The sequence below is a fragment of the Patulibacter americanus DSM 16676 genome (genome assembly GCF_000420025.1).
GTDB lineage: Bacteria > Actinomycetota > Thermoleophilia > Solirubrobacterales > Solirubrobacteraceae > Patulibacter > Patulibacter americanus.
Genome location: NZ_ATUD01000001.1, coordinates 186,918 through 209,666, shown reverse-complemented (window position 1 = coordinate 209,666; position 22,749 = coordinate 186,918). Strand labels below are relative to the sequence as shown.

Genomic DNA, 22,749 nt, shown 5'->3' with positions numbered 1-22,749 from the left:
GTCCGCTAGGCCTCGGCGCCGGCGGGCGCCGCGAAGTAGTGGCCCTCCTCGAGGTCGGCGATGAGGCCCGGGTGGGTCGGCCTCCAGCCCGTCAGCTCCTGCGTTCGCGCGCTCGACATCGGGTTGTCCACCTGCGCGAAGCCGGCGAGGAACGAGAACCGCCCGCCGGCCTCCTCCGGGGCGACGCTCTGCGCCGGCAGCCCGAGCTGCCGGCCGATCGTCTCCGCGATCTCGCGGAAGGCGATGCCCTCGTCGGCGACGCCATGGAGCCGCGAGCCGGCGGGCGCCGACTCCACGGCCAGGCGGTAGAGCCGCGCGGCGTCGCGCGTGTGGACCGCGGGCCACCGGTTGGCGCCGTCGCCGACGTACGCGGCCGCACCCTGCTCCCGCGCCAGGCGGATGAGCGTCGGGCCGAAGCCCTGGGTGTCGAGCGTGCTGTGGACGAGCGGGGCCAGGCGGATCACCACGGAGCGCACGCCACGGTCCGCCAGGGCGATCACCGCGTTCTCCGCCTCGATCCGCGGGCCGGCCTGGAGCACATCGTCCTCCGTGGCCGCGCGGTCGGTGATGCCCGCGAGGCCCAGGGACAGCGAGCCCGCCGTGTTGACGAACGCCTTGTCCGACCCCGCCAGTGCGCCCCCGATCGCCTCGATCGCCCGCAGGTCGGCGTCGATCGCCCCGGCGTAGTCGCCGGCGAACATCGCCTCGTGCTTGAAGGCCAGGTGGATGACGCCGTCGGCCCGGGCCGCCGCGGCGCCGAGCCCGTCGAGGTCGTCGAGGTCGCCCCGCAGGACCTCGGCGCCCGCGGCCTCCAGGGCGGCGGCGGAGCGGTCGGAGCGAGCGAGGCCGACGACCTCGTGGCCCGCACCGAGCAGCTCGGGGACGACGGCGGAGCCGATGTGACCGGACGCACCGGTGACGAGAACGCGCATGGAGGATCTCCAGGTGGGGCGGCGCCCGGGCCGTCGCGGGGTGCGCCGGTCCAGGTGATGTCGCTTGGTGTCATCACCGTAGCAGGCATGTCACTGAGTGTCATCAGGAGGCCGGGTCGTAGACTCGAGGCGTGAGCCGATGGGAACCAGACGCCCGCGGCCGCCTGCAGGCGGCCGCGATGGCGCTCTACGCCGAGCACGGCTTCGAGGCCACGACGGTGGCCGACATCGCCGAGCGGGCCGGCCTGACCAAGCGCACGTTCTTCCGCCACTTCGCCGACAAGCGCGAGGTGCTGTTCGACGGCTCGAAGGACCTCGAGGAGCACTTCGTCGCCGCGGTGCTCGCCGCCCCGGAGGCCGCCGCGCCGCTCGACGCGGTGGCGGCGGGCCTCGACGCGACCGCGGAGTGGTTCACGGGGCGGCGCGAGTACGCCGCCCGGCGCCAGCGGATCGTGGCCGAGACGCCGGAGCTGCAGGAGCGCGAGCTGATCAAGATGGCGTCGTTGGCCGGCGCCGTGACGGGGGCGCTGCGGACCCGCGGCGTCGCCGACCCGGCAGCGGGCCTCGCCGCCGAGGCGGGGGTCGCCGTCTTCCGGATCGGCTTCGGGCGCTGGGTGGCCGATGGCAACACGGCGCCGATGGATCACGTCCTGCGCGACGCGCTCGCCGAGCTTCGCGCCGTCACGGCCGGCTGAGCGTCACTCCTCGTAGGTGCGGCCCCGCCAGGTGCGGTCCGGCCGCAGCGCGCGCCAGGTGAGCCAGCCGACGACGGGGACGTCGCTCAGCGGCGCGAGCCAGTAGGCGAGCCCGCGCGGCCGATAGGACCGCGCGAGCGCCCCGTGGAGCGCCAGGCGGATCAACAGCAGCAGCGCGTCGAGGCGGGTGCCGCGGCGCAGCAGCAGCCGGGGGAGGGGCAGGGCCATCGCGAGCCAGAGGAGCGCGACGTCGCCGGCCTGCGCCGCGGGCGTCGTGGCGTCGGGGGCCATGAGGGAGCGGCCCCAGCCGCGCCAGGTCTCGGCGGCCGAGCCGTACATGCGGACCTCGAGCACGTCCGCGCCGTCCGCGAACCCGACCGTGCCGCCGGCTCGGCGCACGGCGCGGGCCAGGGCGACGTCCTCCGTCAGGTGCCCGCGCACCCGCGCCCACCCGCCGGCGCGGAGGAACGGCTCCCGTCGCACGACCACGCACTGCCCGTTGGCGATCGCGCGGCTGGGCCGCGGCTGCCAGCCGGGCACGTCGCCCGGGCCGAACCGCAGCGGCAGCGTCACGGCCATCGCGGGGTGCAGCAGCCGCTCCGCCGGGCCCTCGCAGCGGAACCGTGGCCCCACGCTCAGCAGATCGAAGTCCTCGGCCGCCGCGACGACCGCCGGGATCAGCCCGGGCGCCGGCCGGGTATCGGCGTCGAGGAAGACGACCCAGTCGCCCGTTGCGGCCTCGAGGCCCTGCTGCAGCGCCCACGCCTTGCCGCGCCACCCGTCCGGGAGCGGGGCGCCCGCCAGGACGCGGGCGCCCAGCGACGCGGCCAGGGCGGCGGTGCCGTCGGTCGAGCGGTCGTCGACGACGAGCACGTCGCGGCCGGCCAGCCCCGCGAGGCACGGCCCGAGCCGGTCCTCCTCGTCGCGCGCGGGCACGACGACGGTCACTCCGCCCGCGGGCTCCGGTGCGCCGGCGGCCAGCGGCGGACGCCGGCGCCGGCCGCGCGCGAGACGGCCGGCCAGGACGGCGGCCGCGACGGCCTGCGCGGCGGGGACAGGGCGGAGGCGGCGCACCCGGCGGATGATCCCAGGGGCCGGGGATCCGCCGAATCGCGCCGGCCGGGTGGGTTGCGGGGGAAGAGGGCCCGCGGGGTGCCTGTCGCAGGGGGCCTATGGATCGAGGATGCCTTTTGCCCGCCTGGAGCGGGCAAAAGACACCTTCGTCCTTGACGGGCGTGGTTCCGCCGCGCGCGGCGGCCTGCCCCGGCGGCCGCTTGCCCCGGCGGCCTCCCCCGGAGACCTGCCCCGCCGCTCAGGCCGCGGCGATCCCCAGCGCCTCCCGCGCCCGCGGAGCGGCCGGCGCATCCCCCGCGGTCAGACGTGCGAGCAGGTCGCCCCAGCCGGCGTGGTCGGCGATGACGGCGCGCAGCCGCCCCAGCCCGGCGTCCTCGTCGCCCGAGCCGATCAGGCCCAGGCCGGCCCAGAACGAGAGCTCGGCGTTCTGCGGCGCGAGGTCGGCGGCCCGCACGTACGCGGCGGCGGCCGCGGCGTGGTCGCCCTCGCCTGTCAGGCGGTCGCCCTCCCCGGCCTCGAGGTAGGCCTCCTGCAGCAGCACCAGGCGGCGCAGCTCCTCCAGTGGCTCGGGGTGGTCCTCCACCCGCAGGTCGGCGGTCTTGGCCCACCGCTCACCCTCGCCGGGGACGACGAGGATCGCCGCGGCCTGGCGCCCGCGGACGTCGCCGCCGGCGGCCTCGCCCGCGTCGAGCGCGTCGAGCAGCCGGCGGGGGAGGGGGCCCGTCGACGCGGCGAACGCCCGCGACATCGCGCCCCACACCTCGGACGTGGCCATCATGTTCGCCTGCGCGGTGTGGCCGTCTCCGGCCTCGTGACCCGCGTAGGCCATGCAGGCGTCGCCCGTATGGACGGCGACGCCGCCCCGCGCGTCGACGATCGCCACCTGCCGCACGCCGGCGTGCGGGTCCGCGGCGACGAGTTGATCCAGGGCCTCTCGGGCCGAGCGCCCCTCCCGCAGCAGGTCGAGTCCGCGCGGCCCGTAGGCGACGTCGACGTTGGCCTGGGTGGCGACGGCCCCCACGCCGGCCTCGGCCCACGGCACGAGCCCGCCGACGTTGAACCAGTGCGTCTGGACCGCCACGCCCAGGGCGCCGGTCTCGAGGTCTCGCGCGACGATGGAGTAGGTCACACGCCCAGGATCCCAGGGGCGAGGGGGCGGCGCGCCTCGTCGTGGTCAGAGCGGCGCCGCCGGCGGTGTGGCGTCGGAGCGGGCGGCGTCGACGGGCGTGCCATCCTCACCCTCGGGGTCGCCGTCCCGGTCGATGGACCACACCCAGACGAGCGCGATGGGCAGCAGCACCAGGAAGAGCCACGGCGGCGCGCCGAGGAGCTCGTGGGCCATGTAGGTGAAGGCGTTCGGCGCGGCCGCGGCCGAGAAGACGTCCCACCCCTGGGCTGGGCGTGCCACGCAGTAGGCGACGAAGCCCGCGAACAACGCCCCGCCGATCACGCCGGCGGTCGCCTCGTCGAGGAGCAACGCGGCGGCGCCCGCGAGGGCGAAGAAGAGCGTGACGACCGCCAGCGCGGGGAGCGCACCGAACCGCCACCACACACGCCAGAGCGCCATGGGGCCGAGCGTACCGTGCGACGGTCCGATCACCGGCCTCCTTCCGCGGGCACGCCATTAGGGCCTCGGCACGGCCTCGACGGGCCCGTGAAGCAGCCATAGCCGCAGTTGTGCCTCCAACCGACGATATGCTGGACCCGTGAAGACGTACGCCCTCGTCGAGGCGCTGTGGACGCCCGACCCCGACGCCCACGGCCCCCGCCGCGCGCGCCGCCCCGTGCCGATCCGGGCGTACGTGCCGGCGCCGCTCGCCGACCTGGACCTGCGGCTGCGCGCCGAGACGACGGCCGCGGTGGCCGACGCCGAGCGCGAGGTCGCCGCCGCGCAGGGGCACGCCGACGTCGTGGGGGTGCGCTCCCTGTCCGCCCAGCTGCTGCGGTCCGAGGCGATCGCCTCCTCCCAGATGGAGGGCGTCGCGGTGCCGTCGAACCGCACGATCGCGAAGGTCGCCGTCTCCGGCCGGCACCACGAGAACGCGGCCGCCGCGCTCGAGGCTGTCGACGCGGTGAGCGACGCCTACGCGTGGGCGTCGGGCACGCAGGAGCCGTTCACACCCGACGTCCTCCTGCGGCTGCACGCGGCGATCGCCCGCAGCGACCGGCGCCTGGCCGCGCACGCCGGAGTCTTCCGCGACCGGCAGAACTGGATCGGGCCCGACCCGCACACGCCGCACGGCGCCGACTTCGTCCCCCCGCCGCCTGGGCACGTGGCCGGACTGATCGGCGACCTCGTCGCCTACCTCGAGCGGGGCGACCTGCCCCCGGTCGTCCAGGCCGCGGTGGCGCACGCGCAGTTCGAGACGATCCACCCGTTCCCCGACGGCAACGGCCGCGTCGGGCGGATGCTCATCGGCATGACCCTGGCCCGCGGCGGGCTCGCCGGCGACGTGGTCCCGCCCGTCAGCCTCGTCCTCTCCCGCGAGCGCGGGCGCTACGTCGAGGCGCTCACGCGCTGGCGGTTCGCGGACGACGGGCCCGACACGTGGATCACCCTGCTGGCTCGCGCGCTGGAGGAGGCCGCGCTGGCCACGAAGCGCCTGGCCGACCGCGTCGTGGCCCTGCAGGAGGAGTGGCGGGAGACGGCGACCGTCGGCCGCCGCGGCTCGGCCGCGGACCTGCTGCTGGGCGCCCTCGTCTCGGCCCCGGTGATCGACGCCCGGACGGCGGAGCGCATCACGGGCCGCTCCCGCGCGGCGGTCGAGCGCGCGCTGAACGGGCTGGCGGGGGACGGCGTCCTGCGGCAGGTCACCCTCGGCCGCCGCAACCGCGCGTGGGAGTCCGTCGGCCTGTTCGCGCTGCTCGACGACTTCGAGCGCGATCTGAGCGGCGGCACGGTGGGGATCGGCGAGACCCGGTAGGGAAACAGGCCCCGCCTTCGCGGGCCGCCTGCGACCGCCGGCCAACGCCCCGGGTCGACGGGGAAGGCCGCCCGGGAGGGTTCGGGTGGTCGCGGTCGGCGGACGGCAGTGGGAGCCGCACCGGCGACCCCCGAACCGGACGGCGTCCCCGGAAGGGCCCCGGCGGCCGCGGTCGACGGACCGCAGCGGGAGCTGCACCGGCGAACCCCGAACCGCAGCGCAGGCCGGGCCCCCTGCCGGGGCCCGACCCCCGTTACGTCAAATTCACCATGACGTGCTTGATGCGCGTGTACTCCTCGAGCGAGTAGACCGAGAGGTCCTTGCCGTGGCCGGACTCGCCGAAGCCGCCGTGGGGCATCTCGGACATGTAGGGCATGTGCTCGTTGACCCAGACGCAGCCGAAGTGCAGCTCGCGGGCGAAGCGCATCGAGGTGCCGACGTCGCGGGTCCAGACCGAGGCGGCGAGGCCGTAGACGGTGTCGTTGGCCCACTCGAGCGCCTGCTCGGCGTCGGCGGCCTGCTGGATCGTCATGAGCGGGCCGAAGACCTCGCGCTGCACGATCTCGCTGTCCTGGGCGGCGCCGCCGATGAGCGTCGGCTGGACGAAGTAGCCGCGCTCGCCGACGGCCTCGCCGCCCGTGAGGACCTGGGCGCCGGCGTCCTTGGCGCGCTGCACGAAGCCGAGGACCCGCTCGCGCTGGGCGGCGGAGATGACGGGGCCGAGCTCGATGTCGTCCGCCGACAGCGGCTCGCCGATCTTCAGGGCCTCCATCGCGGGGACGAGCGCGGCGACGAGCCGGTCGTGCACGCCGGGGGTGGCGATGATGCGGCAGGCGGCGGTGCAGTCCTGGCCGGCGTTGTAGAGGCCGCCGACCATGAGGCCCTCGACGACCTTTTCGACGTCGGCGTCGTCCAGCACGACGACGGGGGCCTTGCCGCCGAGCTCGAGGTGGGTGATGGCGAGCGTCTCGGCCGCGGCGGCGGCGATCTTCTTGCCGGTGCCGACGGAGCCGGTGAGCGAGATCAGGCGCACGCGCGGGTCGGTGACGATGCCGGAGCCGACGGGCACGCCGTGGCCGGTGATGACGTTCAGGACGCCCTTCGGCAGCACCTCGTTGGCGAGTTCGGCGAGGCGGATCGTCGTCAGCGGCGTCAGCTCGGACGGCTTGAGGACGATCGTGTTGCCGCCGGCCAGGGCCGGGCCGATCTTCCACATCGCCATCGCGAGCGGGTAGTTCCAGGGGGTGATCTGGCCGACGACACCGATCGGCTCGCGGCGGATCATCGAGGTGTAGCCCTCGGTGTACTCGCCCGTGGCCTGGCCCGTCAGGGTCCGGGCGGCGCCCGCGAAGAACCGCAGGTGGTCGGAGCACGAGGCGACCTCCTCGGCCGCCGCGGCGCGCGGCTTGCCGGCGTCGCGGGACTCGAGGTCGGTCAGCTCGTCCGCGTTCTGGTCGAGCAGGTCGGCGAGCTTGAGCATCGCCAGGGCGCGCTCGCCGGGCGTCGTGCGGCCCCAGGCGCGGGCGGCACGCGAGGCGGCGTCGACGGCGCGGGTCACGTCCTCCGGGCCGCCCAGGGGCATGCGCGCGATGACCTCCTCCGTCGCCGGGTCGAGGACGTCCTCGTACTCGCCGGTGGTGGCGTCGACGAGCTCGCCGTCGACGAGGTTCTTGAGGGTGATGACCTCGGTGGTGCTCATGCGGATGGGGCTCCGGTGGGGTCTGCGACGACCCGTCCCGCGCGGCGCGCGGGACGGGCGATGTGGGCTCGGCTCAGGCGGCGGAGCGCGAGGCGGCCAGCGCCTCGGCGACGGCCGGGACGAGGATCTCGCCGCCGCGGACGTTCACGCCGGACTGCAGGCCCGGGTCGGCCGCGAGGGCCTGGTCGATGCCGCCGGCCAGGGCCTTGACGTACGGGAGGGTCGCGTTCGTGAGCGCGCGGGTCGACGTCGCGGGCACGCCACCGGGCATGTTGGCGACGCAGTAGTGCAGGACGCCGTCGACGACGTAGGTCGGGTCGCCGTGCGTGGTCGGGGTCGACGTCTCGGCGCAACCACCCTGGTCGATGGCGACGTCGACGATGACGGCCTTCGGGCGCATGTCGGCGAGCATCTCGCGGGTGATGAGCTTCGGCGCGGCGGCACCGGCGACGAGCACGGCGCCGACGACGACGTCGGCGTGGGAGACCTCGTCGCGGAGCGTGATCGGGTCGCTCATCAGCACGCGGGCGCGGCCGTCGAACAGCAGCTCGAGCTCGGCGAGGCGGGCGATGGAGCGCTCGAGGATCGTGACCTCGGCGCCCATGCCGACCGCGACGCGGGCGGCGTTCGTGCCGACCACGCCGCCGCCGATGACGACGACGCGCGCCGGGGCGACGCCCGGGACGCCGCCGATCAGCACGCCGCGTCCGCCGAACGGATCCTGCAGGAAGTACGCGCCGGCCTGGGCGGCGAGGCGACCCGCGACCTCGGACATCGGGGCGAGCAGGGGCAGGCCCTTGCCGCCGGGGCCGGTGACCGTCTCGTACGCGATCGCGTTGGTGCCGGAGGCGACGAGCGCGTCGGTCAGCTTCGGGTCGGCCGCGAGGTGCAGGTAGGTGAAGAGCGTCGCGTCCTTGTTCAGGCGCTCGTACTCCTCGGCGATCGGCTCCTTGACCTTCAGGAGCAGCTCGCTCTCGCCCCAGACCGTGGGGGCGTCCCCGACGATGCGGGCGCCCGCGGCGACGTACGCCTGGTCGTCGAAGCCGGAGCCGACGCCGGCGCCGGCCTGGACGAGGACGTCGTGGCCGGCGTCCGCCAGCTCGTGGGCTCCGGCGGGGGTCAGTGCGACCCGCTTCTCGGCCGGCTTGATCTCGGTGACGACGCCAACGCGCATCAGCTGTTCTCCGTGGTGGTGAGGGGGGTGTGAGGGGTGGACGCGAGGCCCATGTGCTCCCCGGCGGCCGTGAGGACGGTCCGCAGGGTGTCGACGATCTCGTCCAGCAGCGCCTCGTCCGCGATGAGCGGCGGGGCGATCTGCACGACGCTGTCGCCGCGGTCGTCGGCGCGGGCGATGATCCCGGCCTCCCGCATGGCGGCGGGGAGGAAGCCCCGCAGCAGGTCGTTGCGCTCGTCGAGGTCGAAGGTCGCGTTCTCCGCGTCCTTCACGAGCTCGACGGCCCAGAAGAAGCCCTTGCCGCGGACGTCGCCGACGATCGGCAGGTCCAGCAGGGTCTTCATCCGTGCCTCGAGGTGCGGCGACAGGGCCTGCACGTTCTGCAGCACCCCGTCGCGCTCGAAGATCTCGATGTTCTTCAGGGCGACCGCCGCCATCACGGGGTGGCCGCCGAAGGTGATGCCGTGGCGCAGCGGCGTCATCGAGCCGAAGAGGCCGTCGGCGATCTTGTCCGAGACGAAGACGGCGCCGCCGGGAACGTAGGCGGAGGTGATGCCCTTCGCCGTCGTGACCATGTCCGGGACGACGTCCTCCTGCTCGATGCCGAGCCAGTTGCCCATCCGGCCGAAGCCGCAGATGACGGAGTCGGCGACGAGCAGGATGCCGTGCTCGTCGCAGATCTCGCGCAGGCCCTTCCAGTAGCCGGCGGGGGGCGTGATGCAGCCGCCGGCGTTCTGGACGGGCTCGGCGATGATCACGGCGGTCTCGCCGGGGCCCGCGGCGGCGATCGCGTCGCGGACCTCGTCGAGCAGACGGGCGCAGAACGCGGCCTCGTCCTCGCCGGCCTCCATGCCGCGGAAGGCGTTCGTGTTCGAGACGTGCGTGACGTCGATCGGCGGGGTGCCGAAGCCGTCCTTGTAGCCCGGGACGCCCGTGAACGACAGGGCTCCGAGGGTCACGCCGTGGTACGCGTTCTTGCGGGCGATCGCCTTCGTGCGCTCGGGCTGGCCGATCGAGCGGAAGTACTCGCAGGCCATCTTCCACATCGACTCGACGGACTCCGAGCCGCCGTTCGTGAAGAAGACGTGGTTGAGGTCGCCCGGGGCGCGCTCGGCGAGCGCCTCGGCCAGGCGGATCGCGGCGGGGTGCGCGGTGTTCCAGTTCGTGTTGAACGGGAGCGTCGCGAGCTGGCCGGCGATCGCGGCGGTGAACTCCTCGCCGTAGGAGTAGCCGATCTGCGAGCAGTACAGGCTCGACAGCGCGTCGATGTGGCGCTTGCCGGTGGTGTCGAAGACGTAGGAGCCCTCGCCGCGCTCGAGCACGAGCAGCTCGTCCGTGGCGGTCCCGGCGGCCGGGCCGCCGATGCCGTCCTGCTCCTCCTGGTCGCCCGGAGCGTCGCCGTAGGCGGCGGCGAGCTTCGTGAAGTGCAGGAGCAGGTGCTCCCGGGCGGAGCGCTGCAGGTCCGCGTGGTCGTTGTTCAGGGTGGTGGCCATCGTGGTCTCCTTAGAAGCGCATGCCGCCGGCCGTGGGCGCGGCGGACTTCGAGGCCCACCGCGTCGTCACGACCTTGTTGCGGGTGTAGAAGCGGAAGCCGTCGTCGCCGTTGGCGTGCAGGTCGGCGTCGATGGAGTCCTTCCAGCCGCCGAACGGCATCCAGGCGATCGGGGCGGCGACGCCCACGTTCACGCCGAGCATGCCGCTCTCGGCCGAGTAGCGGAACTCGCGCGCGGCGCCGCCGGACTCGGTGAAGAGGATCGTCGAGTTGCCGTAGCGGGAGGCGTTCGTGAACTGCAGCGCCTCGTCGAGGTCGGCGACGCGGACGACCGCGAGGATCGGGCCGAAGAGCTCCTCCGTCGCGACGCGGTGGTCCTGCGGGACGCCGTCGATGATCGTCGGGCCGAGGTTCGCCCCGCCCTGGCCGGCGTCGGCCTTCCGGCCGTCGAGGACGATCTTCAGACCGTCCTGCTCGGCGGCCTCGATGTCGCCCACGAGCCGCGTGCGGGCGTCGGAGGAGATCACGGGGCAGACGTCGGTGGTCGGGTCGTTGCCGGGACCGCTCGTGAGCTCGGCGGCGGCGGCGACGATGCGCTCCAGGGCCGCGTCCTGCTGCTCCGGCGTGCCGGCGAGGACGAGCACGGAGCCCGCCATGCAGCGCTGGCCGGCCGCGCCGAAGGCGGAGCCGCAGACGCCGCTGGACACCGTCGCCGGGTCGGCGTCGGGGAGGACGATGAACGCGTTCTTCGCGCCGCCGAGGGCCTGGACGCGCTTGCCGTTCTCGGTCGCGCGGGTCGCGACGTAGCGGGCGGTCGAGGCGGAGCCGACGAAGGAGACGGCGTCGATCCCGGGGTGGTCGAGGATCGCGTTGACCACGTCGTGGGCGCCGTGGACGATGTTGACGAGGCCCTTCGGGATCTCCTCGATGCCCTCGATGAGCTCGACGTAGCGCTCCGAGGTCAGGGGAACCTGCTCCGAGGGCTTGAGCACGAACCCGTTGCCCGTCGCGAGCGCGAAGGGCAGGAACCACATCGGGATCATCGCCGGGAAGTTGAAGGGCGTGATCGCCGCGACCACGCCGACGGGCTGGCGGAACGTCTCGACGTCGACGCCCGTGCCGATGCCTTCGAGGTTCTGGCCCTTGAGCATGTGCGGGGCGCCCATCGCGGCCTCGACGGACTCGATGCCGCGGCCGACCTCCGCCAGCGCGTCGTCGAGCGTCTTGCCCATGTCCTGCGTGACGAGCTGCGCGAGCTCCTCCCGGTGCTGGTCGAGCACGTCGCGCAGGCGGTAGAGGGCGCGGGCGCGGATCTGCGGCGCGGTGCGGCGCCAGCCGGCCTGCGCCTTGCGGGCGGAGGCGACGGCGGCGTCGACGTCCGCGGCGGTGCCGAGGGGCACGCGGGCGAGCAGGTCGCCCGTCGCGGGATCACGGTCGTCGATCGCCTCGGTGGCGGTCGACGGGGTCCAGCTGCCACCGATGTACTGCTGCAGCGTGCGGACGGCGGAGGGGGCGACGGTGTCGGTCATGCGGGCTCCGGCGGAGGGGGAAGAGAAGGCCGGGGAGCACCGGCACACACCGGACCCGACCGCCCTTCCAGCGTGCCCGAGGCCCCAGGGCGGATCGACGGTCAGGCCGTCGTGACTCGCCCCTGAGAGGCAGACGGACTGTCGTGTGGAGCGCCCCGGCCGGGGGGCCTCGTGGCCCGGAAGGAGACGAAACGCCTAGTGCCCAGCGAAGGCGGCGAGGGTCACCCCCGTCGTCCCGCCTCCCACAGGATGGGGTCCGCCGTGTCGGGGACGGCCGCACCCAGCTCGGCCAGAACGGAGGCGAGCGCCTCGCGGCGGATGGCGCCGTAGGTCACGACGTGCGCGAGGACGCCGCCGTGCGTGAACGCCTGCGGCGGCTCGCAGAGGGCGTCGACGAACGCGTCGTCCCAACCGCCCGCGTCGCGCACCCGCCGGGCGAAGGCGGCGAACCGCGGAGCCACGCGGTCCAGGCGGGCGGCGAGGTCGTCGCCGCCGTGCTCGGGTGCCGGCTCGCCGAGGAGCGCCGCGGTCCAGACCTCGAGCGTGCCCACGAGCCGCTCCGCCATCAGCGCGGCCGACGGCTCCTCGCCCTCGAACCAGACGACCACGAACCCCGGGCGCAGGGGCTGCGCGAGCGCGTCGGCGGGCAGGGCCGCGGCGGCCGCCAGCAGCTCGCGCACCCGGTCGAGGTGGTGGCGCACGAGCCGCTCGGTCAGGTCGGACCCCGCCGGCGAGGGGACGCTCCGACGCCCCGGCACGACGAAGCCCGCCGGCGCGAGGAAGTGGATGCCGTTCGGCGCCGACAACTCGACGGGCCGCCCCGACGTCGCGAAGGAGGCGGGCGACACGCCGTAGGCGCGGGAGAACGCGCGCGAGAACGCCGGGAGCGACGCGTAGCCGGCCGGCGCGGCGGCGTCCGTCGGGGTCGCCTCGCCCGCCCGGAGACTCCACGCCGCGCGCTCGAGCAGCAGGCGACGGCGCAGTGTCACCGGCGTCTCGCCCGTCGCCGCGCTGAGCAGCCGGTCGAGGTGATCGCGGGAGAACGCGGCCCGGCGCGCCAGCTCGCGGCCGTCCGCGGCAGGGTCGTCCAGGGTGCCGACCACGAGGTCGAGCAGGTCGCGCAGCCGGTCGGGCACCCGCCCATCCTGCCGCGTGGCGACGGCGCGCGGTTGATCGGATTCGACCTCGTCGGACCCCGGCTTGATCGCCTTCGACGTCCCGCTCGACGCCGGGGTGCCCGGCGGCCACCGTGGCCGCATGCCCTCCTGGTCCGTCTTCGCCGCCGCCGCTCCCGAGCTCGCCGCCGAGGTCCGGATGCGCCTCGACGCCCACGTCCACAAGACCCTCGCGACCCTGCGCCGCGACGGCGCCCCGCGCATCTCCGGCACGGAGACGGCGTGGCGGGAGGACGACCTGTGGATCGGCTCGATGTGGCAGGCGCGCAAGGCCCTCGACCTGCGCCGCGACCCGCGCTTCGCCCTCCACAGCGGCTCGGACGACCCGGCGCCGGACGGCGGTGCCGGCGGGTGGACGGGCGACGCCAAGCTCGCGGGCGTCGCTGTCGAGGTCGAGGACCCCGAAACGGTGGCCCGCGTCGTGGGCCCTGACGGCCCGCCCGGTCCGGCGCACGTCTTCCGCCTCGACCTGCGCGAGGTGTCGACGGTCCGGTTGAACGACGCCCGCGACGGCATCGTGGTGACGGTGTGGACGCCGGAGGGCGGCGTGCGGACGGTGGCGCGGAAGTGACGGGTCGCCCTCAGGCTCCGCCCGCCGCCGCGTAGGCGTCGAGCGCCGCGACCTGCAGGCGCACGAGGAGCGCGAAGGACTCGTCGCGCGACGCCGGCATGCCGAACCCGTGGCCGGCCTCGAGCATCACGAACCCGTGCAGGGCGCTGCGGACGGTGCGGACGAGGTGGACCTGCCGCTCCTCGTCCTCCTCCCAGGGGCGCACCACGGCGCGGAGCACCTGCAGGCCACGGTCCACGGCGGCGTGCAGCTCGCCGTCGTCCACCAGGTCGGTGCGTTGGGCGGCGGCGTAGGACCCGGGGTGCCGGGCGGCGTAGTCGCGGTAGGCGTCGGCGAAGGCCGTGAGCGCATCGGCCCCCGAGCGGCCGATCGTGGCGTCCCGCAACGCCGTGCCGAGTCCCTCGATCCCCCGCAGCGCGATCCCGCGGCGGAGCCCGCCCAGCCCGTCGACGTGGTGGTAGAGGGATGGCGTGCGGACGCCGAGCGCCGCCGCGACGCCCGACAGCGAGACCGCGTCGAACCCGTCCGCGTCGGCTACGGCCACCGCGGCGTCGACCACCCGCCCCGCGTCCAGCGTGACCCGGCCCTTGATCCGCTCGGCCATCTCAGCATCCCCGCGCGACGGCGTGTTCCATGGCGGCGACCGGCCCCTCGACGACGGGACCGTGCCCCGGCGCGAGCCGCTCGGGGGCGAGGGCGAGCAGGGCGCGGGCGGACTCCAGCGCCGTGGGCTTGTGCCACGTCGCCAGGCCCGGGAGGGGGAACCGCTTGGCGGCCCGGGCGCAGGTGGCGACGGTGAACATCGTCGCGTAGGCGTCGCCGCACAGCAGCGTGCCGTCGCGCTCGCCGAGGAACGCCAGCTGGCCCGGCGTGTGCCCCGGAGCGGCGACGGCACGCAGCGAGCCCACACGGTCGCCGTGCTCCAGGGTGCGGGTCGGCGCGGTCTTCGCGCCGTGCAGGCCGCCGCGGAGCTTCGACTGCGGCTCGTCCGGGTCCAGCGTGCGGTCGCCGGCGAGCAGTCGCGCATCGCGCGTCGAGATGAGGACCTCGACGTCGCCGAGCCGCTCGACGAGCGCGTCGAGCCCGCCTACGTGGTCGTCGTGCGCGTGGGTGAGCACGACGCGCCGGATCGGCTGACCGAGCTGCTCGGACGCCGCGACGAGGCGCGCCGCGCCCGCCTTCATGGTCGTGTCGACGAGGGTCAGTCCGTCGTCCTCGGGCACGAGGTAGGCGTTGACAGCGCCCCAGAGGGAGACGCGGACGATGCCGGCGGGAGACGGTGCGCTATTGCTCATAGGGCACAGCCTATAGGCATTAGGCAGAGGTGTCCACTCTGCGGTCCGGACGGGTGGCCGGCGACGCGCTGCGCCGGCCACCCGGGGGCGTTACGGGCGCCCGGCGGGGCGGGCGGCCTCGAGGGCGTCCTGCACCTTGGCGGCGTCGAGGCCGAGCTCCTTCGTCAGCGCGGCGGAGAGCTCCTCGAGGCGCTCGCCCTTGTCGGGGCGCGCGGCCTGGAGCGCCTTGCGCACGTCGTCCTCGGACTTGCCGGTCTTCGTCGCGAGCGCGGCGATCATGTCCGACCCGCCGCCCCGGGCGCCGAAGCCGCGGCCGGGGCCGCCGTTCTTCGCGGCGTCGTCGAAGACGGCCTGCACGTCGGCCTCGCTCGCGTCGAGCGCCTTGGCGAACGCGGCGACGAGCTCGTCCCTCCGGTCGGCCTTGGCGGCAGGGCGGACCTTGGCGATCGCGGCCTGCAGCTTGTCCTCGGTCACGCCGAGCGTCTTGGCCAGTGCAGCCGTGTCGAGGCCGCGGCCCGGGCCGCCGTGGCCGGGGCCGCCGCCGCGCCCGCCGAAGCCGCCCGTCCCGCCGAAGCTGCGGCCGCCCTCGCGGGCGGCGGTGACCTTGAACTCCTTGTCGAGCGCGACGACGGCCTGGGTGCCGTCCGTCTTGCGGACCTGCGCGACGTACGTGCCGTCGGGGCGGCTCTGGATGCCGACGAGCGTGCTGCCCGGGTACTTCGCCACGGCGGCGGCGGACGCCCTGTCGGTGATGGAGCCGGTGAGCGGGGTCGGGGCCTTCGAGGCGGACGTGGCGGCGTACGCCCCACCGCCGATGCCGAGGACGCCGATCGTCGCGAGCGCGGCGGTCTTGGTCTTGAACGAGCGGATCATGACCCCAGCATGCCCACGGACCATCGGAGGGACCGAAGAGGACGCTGAGAGCTTCCTGAGAGTTCGACTACGCCTCGGGGTCGACGTGCGGCAGCGCCCGCAGCGCGAGGTGCAACGTCAGCGTCTGCTCGGGGTCGGCCAGGTCGACGTCGAGCAGCTCCTCGATCCGGGCCAGGCGGTTGTACAGCGCCTGCCGGTTGAGGTGCAGCATCCGGGCGGCCTCGGCCTTGCGCCAGCCGCCGGCGCAGAGCGCCTCGAGCGTCGGCAGCAGCTGGTGCTTGCGCCGCCGGTCGTGCTCGAGGACGGGCCCCAGGCGGCGGCGCACGAAGTCGCGCAGCTCACGGTCGTCGCGCCAGTGCCAGAGCAGGCGCTGCAGCTCGAGCGTGCGGACGTCGTGCCACGTGGCCGGGGGCAGGGCCACGGCGCTCGCGGCCGTCTCCGCGGCCAGGCGCAGGGCCGGGCCGACGTCGCGCCACGCGGTGGGCTCGCCCACCGCGATCCGCGCCTCGTCCGTGCCGAGCCGGCGGTCCGTGGCGGTCCGCAGGGCGCGGGCGAACGCGTCGGCGACCGCCTCGCGCGCGCCGGCCTCACGCAGGCCGACGAGGGCGAGCAGCTGCCCGGCGCGCTCGTTCTGGCCTGTGAGGACCGAGTGGCCGTGGGCCTCGAGCTCGTTGCCGACGTCGCGCAGCACGAGACCCCAGGTCGCGTCGCGGGCGGCGCCGGCCGTCTCGGCGGCGAAGGGGAGCACGAGCTCGCCCGAGGCCCGGAAGCCGATGGACACCGCCTGTCGCTCCGCGTGCGCCCCCGCGATCCGGCCCTCGGCCAGGTCGGCGAGGAAGTTCCCCCGCTCGCGGGCGACGAGCTCCTCCTCCTGCCGCGCGCGCAGGAGCGCCAGGGCGACGATGCCGGCGGCCCGCTGCAGGGCGACCTCGGCGATCTCGTCCATCGGGCCGGCGACGGGCAGCACCAGCAGGCGTCCCGCCGGCCCGTGGGGCCCCATCGGCACGGGCGAGGCGAGCCCGGCCCGCCACGGCGCACGGCCGCCCGGCCGGCTCGACGCCTTCCACGCGTCGAGTGCGTCGATGCCCTCCGTGACCGCGCCCGCGTGGTAGAGCAGGCGCCCGTCACCGTCCTCGAGGAACACGGGGTTGCCGATGATCTCGGCCGTCGCGCGCAGCACGTCGGGGATCCCCTGCCCGGCGAGCAGCAGCTCCGTCAGGCGCTGTTGCACGTCGTCGCCGCGGCGCAGCATCGCGTACTGGGCGTTGACGATCTCGGTGTGGATCGCCTCCGTCACGAGGATGAAGGGGACCTCGCGGGTGAGGGCGACGAGCGTGAGGCCGTGGTGCCGGGCGGCCTGGACCAGCGCGTCGGGGAGCTCGCCGAAGGTCGACCCCAGCTCGATGACGAGCGCGGCGAGCCCCAGGTCCGCGAGCGTGGCGACGAAGCGCCGCTGGTCGACGGCCTTGCGCCCGATGCCCATGCCCGTGGTGAGCAGCAGCTCGCCGCCGCGCAGCTGCGAGGCGATGTAGGCGACCTCGCCGGCGTGGACCCAGCGGATCGGGCCGTCGAGCCCGGCCTCGCCCGCGACGACGTCGGGCAGCCCGCGCCGCAGGACGGGCAGGTCGAGCGCCTGGCGCACGGTGATCCGGACGGCGGGCGCGGCGAGCGGCGGGGGGCTGGCGTGGAACGCGTCTGCCGTGGTCACGCGCACATGATGCCCGCATCAGCAAGCCGCGTAAAGGGCAGATCGTCCGCTGCCCACCCGAATGGGCGCGACACGGTGTCGTACCGGTCCCGGACACGGTGTGGCTCCGGCGCGCCCACGTGCCGCACCGCCCTCACCGGCCCCGCCCGCGCTCCCGTCGATCCGTCGGCTCAGCCCGCCGGGACCAACGCGTCGAGCAGCGGCCGCAGCGCCACGCGCGCCTCGTCGGCCGTCAGCGCGCCGGCGAGCCACCGCTGGCTCAGGCCGTCAACCGCGCCCGTCAGCAGTTCGGCCGCCTCGTCGGCGTCGACGTCGGGGGCGACCGAGCCGTCGGCCACGCCGCGTCGGATCGCCGCGGCGACCGTCGCCTTCCACGCGTCGGTGACCGCACGCAGGTCGTCGCGAAGCGCGGGCTCGAACGCGGCGAGCGCGCCCACCTCGTTCCAGATCGCGTTGAGGCTCCGCACCCGCGGGTCGTCGTCGAACTCGGCCTCCAGCGCGTCGACCAGGGCGTCGCGGCCGTGCCGGCCCGCCGGGGGGCCGGGCAGGCGCGTGACGGACGGGGCCTGCTCGTTCGCGTGGTGCAGCGCGGCGGAGACGAGGCCGGCGGGCGAGCCGAAGTGGTAGTAGACGAGCGCCGCCGTCGTGCCGGCACGACGAGCGACGGCCCGGGGAGACAACCCGCGGACGCCCTGCTCCGCCACGAGCGCCGCGGTGGCGTCGAGCAACGCGCGGCGCCCCTCGGGCTGCCGGTCGGGCGCCGGGGCGCTCATCGCGCGACCACGGCGTCGACCGCCCGCCCCACGAGCGCACGGAGGCGGTCGGCGGCGAGCAGGCCGCCGAGCCACCGCTCGACGAGCCCGTCGGCCAGACCCACCAGCCCCCGGGCGACGACGGCTGCCTCGTCGCCCTCGTGGCTCGCCGTCGCGTGGTCGCGCAGCGCGGCCACGACCGAGGCCTCCCGCCTCGCCGTGTCCGTCGCGAGCAGCGCGCCGAGCTCCGGGTCGAACAGCGCCGACGCCGCCAGCTCGTTCCGCATCGCTGCCGCCTCGCGCCGCTCGGGAGCGTCGTCGACCCCGCCCGCGAGCAGCGCGACGAGGCGCTCCCGCGGCGATGCGTTCGCCGACGCGGCCGGGTCGGGCGCGTCCGCCACGGCCGCCGTCAGCGCGGCCCGCACGAGCCCCGCCCGGTTGCCGAAGTAGTGGTAGACGAGCGGGGTCGACACGCCCGCCTCGGCCGCGACCGCCTGCACGCGCACCTCGCGGACCCCGCCCCGGCGGATCTGCCCGGTCGCCGCGGCGAGGATGCGCGCCTGCGGGAGCACATCCCCGGGCGCGCCGGCGGGGCTCGCGGTCACGGTCGGCAGGGTAGCCCGCCTCGACGCGACCGCGGCCCTCAGGCCCGCGGCTGCTGCTGGGTGATGCAGTGGATGCCGCCGCCGCGCGCGAACAGCGGGCGGGCGTCGACGAGGACGATCCGCCGGCCCGGGTACGCCCGCTCCATGATCGCGCTCGCCCGGGCGTCGGCCTCGGGCTCGCCGAACCCGCAGAGGATCACGCCGCCGTTGACGACGAGGTGGTTGATGTAGCTGTAGTCGACCGGGCCCTCCTCGTCGGCGAGGAACGCGGGAGCGGGGACCTCGATCACCTCGAGGCGGCGGCCGCGGGCGTCCGTCTCCTCGCGCAGCAGCGCCGCCACCTCGGCCGTCACCGCATGGTCGGGGTGCCGCGGATCGGTCTGGTGGTGCACGAGGACGACGCCGGGCGACGCGAACGTGGCGACGATGTCGACGTGGCCGCGGGTGCCGAACTCCTCGTAGTCGCGGGCCAGGCCGCGGGGGACCCAGATCGCCTTCTCGATCCCGAGGGTGCGGCGCAGCTCGGCCTCGACGCGCGCCTCGTCCCAGCCCGGGTTGCGGCCCTCGTCGAGCTGCACGGTGCGGGTGAGCAGGATCGTGCCCTCGCCGTCGACGTGGATGCCGCCGCCCTCGTTGACCAGGGGCGAGTCGACGAGCTCGGCGCCCGCGGCGTCCGCGACCACGGCGGCCACGCGCGCGTCGTGCTCCCACGACGCCCACCCCTGGCCGCCCCAGCCGTTGAAGGTCCAGTCCACGGCGCCCAGCTGCCCGTCGGCGCCGAGCACGAAGGTCGGGCCCATGTCGCGGATCCAGGCGTCGTCCAGCGGAGCCTGCACGAGCGGGACCTTCGGGCCGAGCCGCTCGGCCGCCAGCGCGGCGGCGGTCGGGTCGACGACCATGCTCACGGGCTCGAACTCGAGCACGGCGTGGGCCACGGCGGTCCAGGCGGCGCGGGCCTCCTCGGCGTCGGCCTCCGTCTCGCCCAGCGTGTAGCCCGACGACGGCCAGGCCATCCAGGTGCGCTCGTGGGGCGCCCACTCGGCGGGCATCCGCCACGCGGGGGTGGCCGCTGCGCCGGCGGCGCCGCCCGTGCTCATCCCGCGGCCTTCTCCGACGCGGGCTCGACGACCGGCGCCGTCAGCTCGGTGTACGTGTCCGGGCGGCGCGTGGCGAGGAACGGGAAGAGGTCGAGCCAGTCCTGGCGCTGGTCCAGGTCCAGGTCGGCGACGAGCACGGCCGGCTCGTCGCGCGGCGCCTGGGCGAGCACGCGGCCGTAGGGGTCCGAGATGAAGGACGAGCCGTAGAAGACGTTGCCCGTGGTGGTGCCGTCGGCGCGGGTGACGCGCTCGTCGCCGATGCGGTTGACGACGACCATGAAGGTGCCGTTGCTGATGCCGTTGGCGACGATGACCTGCTGCCACAGCGGCTGCGTGTCGAAGTCCGGGTGGTCGGGCTCCGAGCCGATCGCGGTCGGGTAGACCACGATCTCGGCGCCGTTCAGGGAGTAGGCGCGCGCGACCTCGGGGAACCACTGGTCCCAGCAGGTGGGCAGGCCGACGTGGGCGTCCGAGAGCTCGTCGCCGAGCGCGACGACGGGGTACGGGTCGCCGTCGGAGGGGCCGGGGCGGAAGTACTCGTCCTCGTAGTAGCCGGCCGTGACGGGGATGTGGAGCTTGCGCGTGCGGGCGACGAGCGAGCCGTCCGGGGCCACGAGGAAGGCGGTGTTGTAGCCGCGGCCGTCCTCGCCGGGCGCGCGCTCGAAGACCGAGGCGTGCACGTGGATGCCGTGCTTCTGCGCCGCCATCTGGGCGAACTGGTGCGTCGGGCCGCCCGGCAGCTCCTCCGCGGTCGCGTCCGGCGCACCGTCGGGGCGGACGTCGGCGAAGTAGCGCGCCATCGTCAGCTCCTGGAGGAACACGACCTGCGCGCCCTCGGCGGCGGCGAGCGAGATGCCCCCCTTGAGCGCAGCGCGGTGGTCGGCCGGGTCGGCGTGCCAGCGGTGCTGGACGGCGCCGACGCGCAGCGGGGCCCGGCGCGGCGCGTTGACGCGCGCGGGCGACGGGGGAGGGGTCGTGGCGGTGATCACGCGCATGGTTGAAAAAGCGTAAGGCACGGCCGGGGGCGGGTGGAGATCCTCTGCAAGGTGCGACAGGGCGTCGCGTGCCCCCGGGGCGTACGGACGCCCTGTCGCAGGTGCGGCGGACAGGCCGTCGCGGCCCACTAGCGTCCCGGGCGATGAGTCCCTGGCCCCGCTCCGCCCCGACGGCCGCCCACCGCGCCTCCTTCGCGGACGCGATCCCCCGGTCGTTCTGGCTCGACGAGGAGCACGGCGGGATCGAGCGGCCGACCCCGGAGCCCGCGCTGGTCGGCGACGTCACGGCGGACCTCTGCATCGTCGGCGGCGGGTTCACCGGGCTCTGGGCGGCGCTGCACGCCAAGCGCGACGACCCCACCCGCGACGTCGTCCTGGTCGAGGGCGAGACCTGCGGCTTCGGCGGCTCGGGCCGCAACGGCGGCTTCTGCGTCGCGTCCCTCACCCATGGGCTCCCCAACGGGCTGGCGCGATTCCCGGAGGAGCTCGCGACGCTGGAGCGCCTCGGCCTGGAGAACCACGCGGACCTCTGCGCCGACGTGGAGCGGCTCGGCATCGACTGCGAGCTCGAGCACACGGGCGAGATGGACGTGATCCTCGACCCGACCACCGGCACGGACGAGCTCGAGGAGCACGCAGAGCTGCTGCGGGCCCACGGCCACGAGGTGCAGGTCCTCGACCGCGAGGCTGCGCGCGCCCAGCTGCACTCGCCCGTCGTGCAGGGCGCGGTCTGGGACCGCACTGGCGCGTCCCTCGTGCACCCGGGCAAGCTCGCGCTCGGCCTGCGCCGTGCGGCGCTCGACGCCGGCGTGCGGATCCACGAGCACACCCGCGCGGAGGACCTGCGCGAGACGCCCGACGGCGTCGAGGTGCTCTGCGCGCAGGGCCGCGTCCGTGCGCGGCGCGTCGTCCTGGGCACGAACGCGTTCGCCCCGATCGTGCGCGAGCTGCGCCGCTACATCGTCCCCGTCTACGACTACGTGCTGATGACGGAGCCGCTGACCCCGGAGCAACGCGCGTCGATCGGCTGGGAGGGGCGCCAGGGCATCGGTGACGACGCGAACCAGTTCCACTACTACCGGCTGACGGCCGACGACCGGATCCTGTGGGGCGGCTACGACGCCGTCTACCGCTTCGGCGGCCCCGTCGCCGCGCGCCACGACGAGAGCGACGAGACCTTCGGCCGCCTCGCCCAGCACTTCGTCACGGCCTTTCCCCAGCTCGAGGGCGTGCGCTTCTCGCACCGCTGGGGCGGGGCGATCGACACCTGCAGCCGCTTCTCCGTGTTCTTCGGCACGACCCACGGAGGGAAGGTCGCGTACGCCGCGGGCTACACCGGCCTGGGTGTGGCGGCGACCCGCTTCGGCGGCCGGGTGGCGCTCGACCTCGTCGACGGCCGCGACACCGAGGCCACCCGTCTGCGGTACGTGCGGGAGAAGCCCACGCCGTTCCCGCCCGAGCCGCTGCGCAGCGTCGGCATCGCCATCACCCGCAACCGCATGGCCGCCGAGGACCGCAGCGGCAAGCGCGGCCTGTGGCTCCGGACCCTCGACCGCCTCGGGCTGGGGTTCGACTCGTGAGCGCGGGCGACGAGCCTCTCTTCGGTGACCTCGGGGAGGGCGTCGAGACGGGGGAGGTGGACGTGCGCTACGTCCGGGGCGAGGACCCGGCGTTCGCCGTGGACGTCGCCACCGCGGTCCTCGAGCCGCTCGCGCTCGACCCGGAGCAGGTCGTCGAGGGCACGCCGGAGACGTCGGCCCTGACGCTCGAGGAGCACCTCCACGCCGGCGGCGTCCTCGTCGAGCACGGGATCTGGCAGATCACCCCGGGCGTCGCCACGGACGTCGAGGTCGACGAGGTGTTCGTCGTCGTCTCCGGCCGCGCGACGGTGGAGAACGAGGGCGGCCCGACGCTCGAGCTGGCCCCCGGCACGGTCGGCACGCTGCGCGCGGGCGACCGCACCGTCTGGCGGGTCCACGAGACCCTGCGCAAGGTCTACGTCGCGACGACCCCGACCGAGGAGCGCCCGCTGCCGCCCGGCGTGTGGTCGCAGACCGGGAACATCACCGCGTACTACCCGGTGTCGCAGGACCCGGCGGACGATCCGCCGCGCCCGGCCGACTGACCGTCCCCCCCCCACGAACACCCACCCCCGGAGC

The 22,749-nt window shown here is 75.3% G+C and carries 22 protein-coding genes; 5 read left to right on the top strand and 17 right to left on the bottom strand.

All coding sequences use genetic code 11. From position 1 onward, the window contains the following. Positions 1–5: 5 nt before the first annotated feature. Entirely contained in the window at positions 6–932 is a 927-nt protein-coding gene (locus F593_RS0100990) for an SDR family oxidoreductase (protein WP_022926898.1), read from the bottom strand. 131 nt (positions 933–1,063) lie between these two features. Here F593_RS0100990 and F593_RS0100985 point away from each other — a divergent pair, with 131 nt between their 5' ends. Further along, complete coding sequence (locus F593_RS0100985; protein ID WP_022926897.1) at positions 1,064–1,627, top strand: TetR/AcrR family transcriptional regulator; 564 nt, start codon at positions 1,064–1,066, stop codon at positions 1,625–1,627. Positions 1,628–1,630: 3 nt separating this feature from the next. Here F593_RS0100985 and F593_RS21395 read toward each other — a convergent pair whose 3' ends face one another. The 3 genes from F593_RS21395 to F593_RS0100970 form a co-directional block, all read right to left on the bottom strand. Then, a complete protein-coding gene (locus tag F593_RS21395; protein ID WP_022926896.1) occupies positions 1,631–2,701 on the bottom strand; it encodes a glycosyltransferase family 2 protein in 1,071 nt (356 codons plus the stop codon). 238 nt (positions 2,702–2,939) lie between these two features. Continuing rightward, positions 2,940–3,830 (bottom strand): DUF1028 domain-containing protein, encoded by an 891-nt coding sequence (locus F593_RS21390; RefSeq protein ID WP_022926895.1) that lies wholly within the window; start codon positions 3,828–3,830, stop codon positions 2,940–2,942. Between the two features lie 45 nt (positions 3,831–3,875). Further along, entirely contained in the window at positions 3,876–4,268 is a 393-nt protein-coding gene (locus F593_RS0100970) for a hypothetical protein (protein WP_022926894.1), read from the bottom strand. 139 nt (positions 4,269–4,407) lie between these two features. Between F593_RS0100970 and F593_RS0100965 the strand changes: the two genes are divergently transcribed. Further along, entirely contained in the window at positions 4,408–5,625 is a 1,218-nt protein-coding gene (locus F593_RS0100965) for a Fic family protein (protein ID WP_022926893.1), read from the top strand. 253 nt (positions 5,626–5,878) lie between these two features. On the opposite strand, the gene F593_RS0100960 is transcribed toward F593_RS0100965, so the two are convergent. The 5 genes from F593_RS0100960 to F593_RS21375 form a co-directional block, all read right to left on the bottom strand. Further along, positions 5,879–7,324, bottom strand: a complete 1,446-nt coding sequence (locus F593_RS0100960) for a gamma-aminobutyraldehyde dehydrogenase (RefSeq protein WP_022926892.1) — start codon at positions 7,322–7,324, stop codon at positions 5,879–5,881. A 73-nt stretch (positions 7,325–7,397) separates the two neighbouring features. Next, positions 7,398–8,498, bottom strand: a complete 1,101-nt coding sequence (ald, locus tag F593_RS0100955; protein ID WP_022926891.1) for an alanine dehydrogenase — start codon at positions 8,496–8,498, stop codon at positions 7,398–7,400. Next, the gene (locus tag F593_RS21385; RefSeq protein ID WP_022926890.1) at positions 8,498–9,991 is read right to left on the bottom strand and encodes an aminotransferase class III-fold pyridoxal phosphate-dependent enzyme; all 1,494 of its coding nucleotides are present in this window, start codon (positions 9,989–9,991) and stop codon (positions 8,498–8,500) included. The genes ald and F593_RS21385 overlap by 1 nt, the downstream gene beginning before the upstream one ends. Positions 9,992–10,001: 10 nt before the next feature. Then, entirely contained in the window at positions 10,002–11,519 is a 1,518-nt protein-coding gene (gene mmsA / locus F593_RS21380; RefSeq protein ID WP_022926889.1) for a CoA-acylating methylmalonate-semialdehyde dehydrogenase, read from the bottom strand. A 221-nt stretch (positions 11,520–11,740) separates the two neighbouring features. Beyond that, positions 11,741–12,655 carry a helix-turn-helix domain-containing protein gene (locus tag F593_RS21375; protein WP_022926888.1) on the bottom strand — a complete coding sequence of 305 codons (915 nt, stop codon included), beginning with the start codon at positions 12,653–12,655 and terminating at the stop codon, positions 11,741–11,743. Positions 12,656–12,776: 121 nt separating this feature from the next. Here F593_RS21375 and F593_RS0100935 point away from each other — a divergent pair, with 121 nt between their 5' ends. Beyond that, a complete protein-coding gene (locus F593_RS0100935; protein ID WP_028721328.1) occupies positions 12,777–13,265 on the top strand; it encodes a pyridoxamine 5'-phosphate oxidase family protein in 489 nt (162 codons plus the stop codon). 10 nt (positions 13,266–13,275) lie between these two features. Here the strand turns inward: F593_RS0100935 and F593_RS21370 are convergent, their stop codons facing one another. The 8 genes from F593_RS21370 to F593_RS0100895 form a co-directional block, all read right to left on the bottom strand. Next, positions 13,276–13,869, bottom strand: coding sequence for a TetR-like C-terminal domain-containing protein (locus tag F593_RS21370; RefSeq protein WP_022926886.1), 594 nt, complete (start codon positions 13,867–13,869; stop codon positions 13,276–13,278). A 1-nt stretch (position 13,870) separates the two neighbouring features. Further along, positions 13,871–14,560 (bottom strand): MBL fold metallo-hydrolase, encoded by a 690-nt coding sequence (locus F593_RS0100925; RefSeq protein ID WP_022926885.1) that lies wholly within the window; start codon positions 14,558–14,560, stop codon positions 13,871–13,873. 90 nt (positions 14,561–14,650) lie between these two features. Beyond that, positions 14,651–15,433: a hypothetical protein gene (locus F593_RS27530; RefSeq protein ID WP_022926884.1), complete on the bottom strand. Its 783-nt coding sequence runs from the start codon at positions 15,431–15,433 to the stop codon at positions 14,651–14,653. 67 nt (positions 15,434–15,500) lie between these two features. Beyond that, positions 15,501–17,141, bottom strand: a complete 1,641-nt coding sequence (locus F593_RS0100915) for a PucR family transcriptional regulator (protein ID WP_022926883.1) — start codon at positions 17,139–17,141, stop codon at positions 15,501–15,503. A 170-nt stretch (positions 17,142–17,311) separates the two neighbouring features. Then, complete coding sequence (locus F593_RS0100910) at positions 17,312–17,914, bottom strand: TetR/AcrR family transcriptional regulator (protein WP_022926882.1); 603 nt, start codon at positions 17,912–17,914, stop codon at positions 17,312–17,314. Continuing rightward, positions 17,911–18,498, bottom strand: coding sequence for a TetR family transcriptional regulator (locus F593_RS29625; protein WP_022926881.1), 588 nt, complete (start codon positions 18,496–18,498; stop codon positions 17,911–17,913). The genes F593_RS0100910 and F593_RS29625 overlap by 4 nt, the downstream gene beginning before the upstream one ends. A gap of 38 nt (positions 18,499–18,536) precedes the next feature. Then, positions 18,537–19,595, bottom strand: coding sequence for an agmatine deiminase family protein (locus F593_RS0100900; protein WP_022926880.1), 1,059 nt, complete (start codon positions 19,593–19,595; stop codon positions 18,537–18,539). Next, positions 19,592–20,590 (bottom strand): nitrilase-related carbon-nitrogen hydrolase, encoded by a 999-nt coding sequence (locus F593_RS0100895; protein WP_022926879.1) that lies wholly within the window; start codon positions 20,588–20,590, stop codon positions 19,592–19,594. The genes F593_RS0100900 and F593_RS0100895 overlap by 4 nt, the downstream gene beginning before the upstream one ends. Before the next feature lie 143 nt (positions 20,591–20,733). Here F593_RS0100895 and F593_RS0100890 point away from each other — a divergent pair, with 143 nt between their 5' ends. Then, complete coding sequence (locus F593_RS0100890) at positions 20,734–22,170, top strand: NAD(P)/FAD-dependent oxidoreductase (RefSeq protein ID WP_022926878.1); 1,437 nt, start codon at positions 20,734–20,736, stop codon at positions 22,168–22,170. Next, positions 22,167–22,715 (top strand): cupin domain-containing protein, encoded by a 549-nt coding sequence (locus tag F593_RS21360; protein ID WP_022926877.1) that lies wholly within the window; start codon positions 22,167–22,169, stop codon positions 22,713–22,715. Before F593_RS0100890 ends, F593_RS21360 begins: the two co-directional genes overlap by 4 nt. The last annotated feature ends 34 nt before the right edge of the window (positions 22,716–22,749 follow it).

Bases quoted from the DNA above. Each gene is read 5' to 3' on its own strand.
- F593_RS0100990 (WP_022926898.1), bottom strand. From the start codon at position 932: ATGCGCGTTCTCGTCACCGGTGCGTCCGGTCACATCGGCTCCGCCGTC.
- F593_RS0100970 (WP_022926894.1), bottom strand. From the start codon at position 4,268: ATGGCGCTCTGGCGTGTGTGGTGGCGGTTCGGTGCGCTCCCCGCGCTG.
- F593_RS0100960 (WP_022926892.1), bottom strand. From the start codon at position 7,324: ATGAGCACCACCGAGGTCATCACCCTCAAGAACCTCGTCGACGGCGAG.
- ald (WP_022926891.1), bottom strand. From the start codon at position 8,498: ATGCGCGTTGGCGTCGTCACCGAGATCAAGCCGGCCGAGAAGCGGGTC.
- F593_RS21385 (WP_022926890.1), bottom strand. From the start codon at position 9,991: ATGGCCACCACCCTGAACAACGACCACGCGGACCTGCAGCGCTCCGCC.
- mmsA (WP_022926889.1), bottom strand. From the start codon at position 11,519: ATGACCGACACCGTCGCCCCCTCCGCCGTCCGCACGCTGCAGCAGTAC.
- F593_RS0100935 (WP_028721328.1), top strand. From the start codon at position 12,777: ATGCCCTCCTGGTCCGTCTTCGCCGCCGCCGCTCCCGAGCTCGCCGCC.
- F593_RS21370 (WP_022926886.1), bottom strand. From the start codon at position 13,869: ATGGCCGAGCGGATCAAGGGCCGGGTCACGCTGGACGCGGGGCGGGTG.
- F593_RS0100925 (WP_022926885.1), bottom strand. From the start codon at position 14,560: ATGAGCAATAGCGCACCGTCTCCCGCCGGCATCGTCCGCGTCTCCCTC.
- F593_RS27530 (WP_022926884.1), bottom strand. From the start codon at position 15,433: ATGATCCGCTCGTTCAAGACCAAGACCGCCGCGCTCGCGACGATCGGC.
- F593_RS0100910 (WP_022926882.1), bottom strand. From the start codon at position 17,914: ATGAGCGCCCCGGCGCCCGACCGGCAGCCCGAGGGGCGCCGCGCGTTG.
- F593_RS0100900 (WP_022926880.1), bottom strand. From the start codon at position 19,595: ATGAGCACGGGCGGCGCCGCCGGCGCAGCGGCCACCCCCGCGTGGCGG.
- F593_RS0100895 (WP_022926879.1), bottom strand. From the start codon at position 20,590: ATGCGCGTGATCACCGCCACGACCCCTCCCCCGTCGCCCGCGCGCGTC.
- F593_RS0100890 (WP_022926878.1), top strand. From the start codon at position 20,734: ATGAGTCCCTGGCCCCGCTCCGCCCCGACGGCCGCCCACCGCGCCTCC.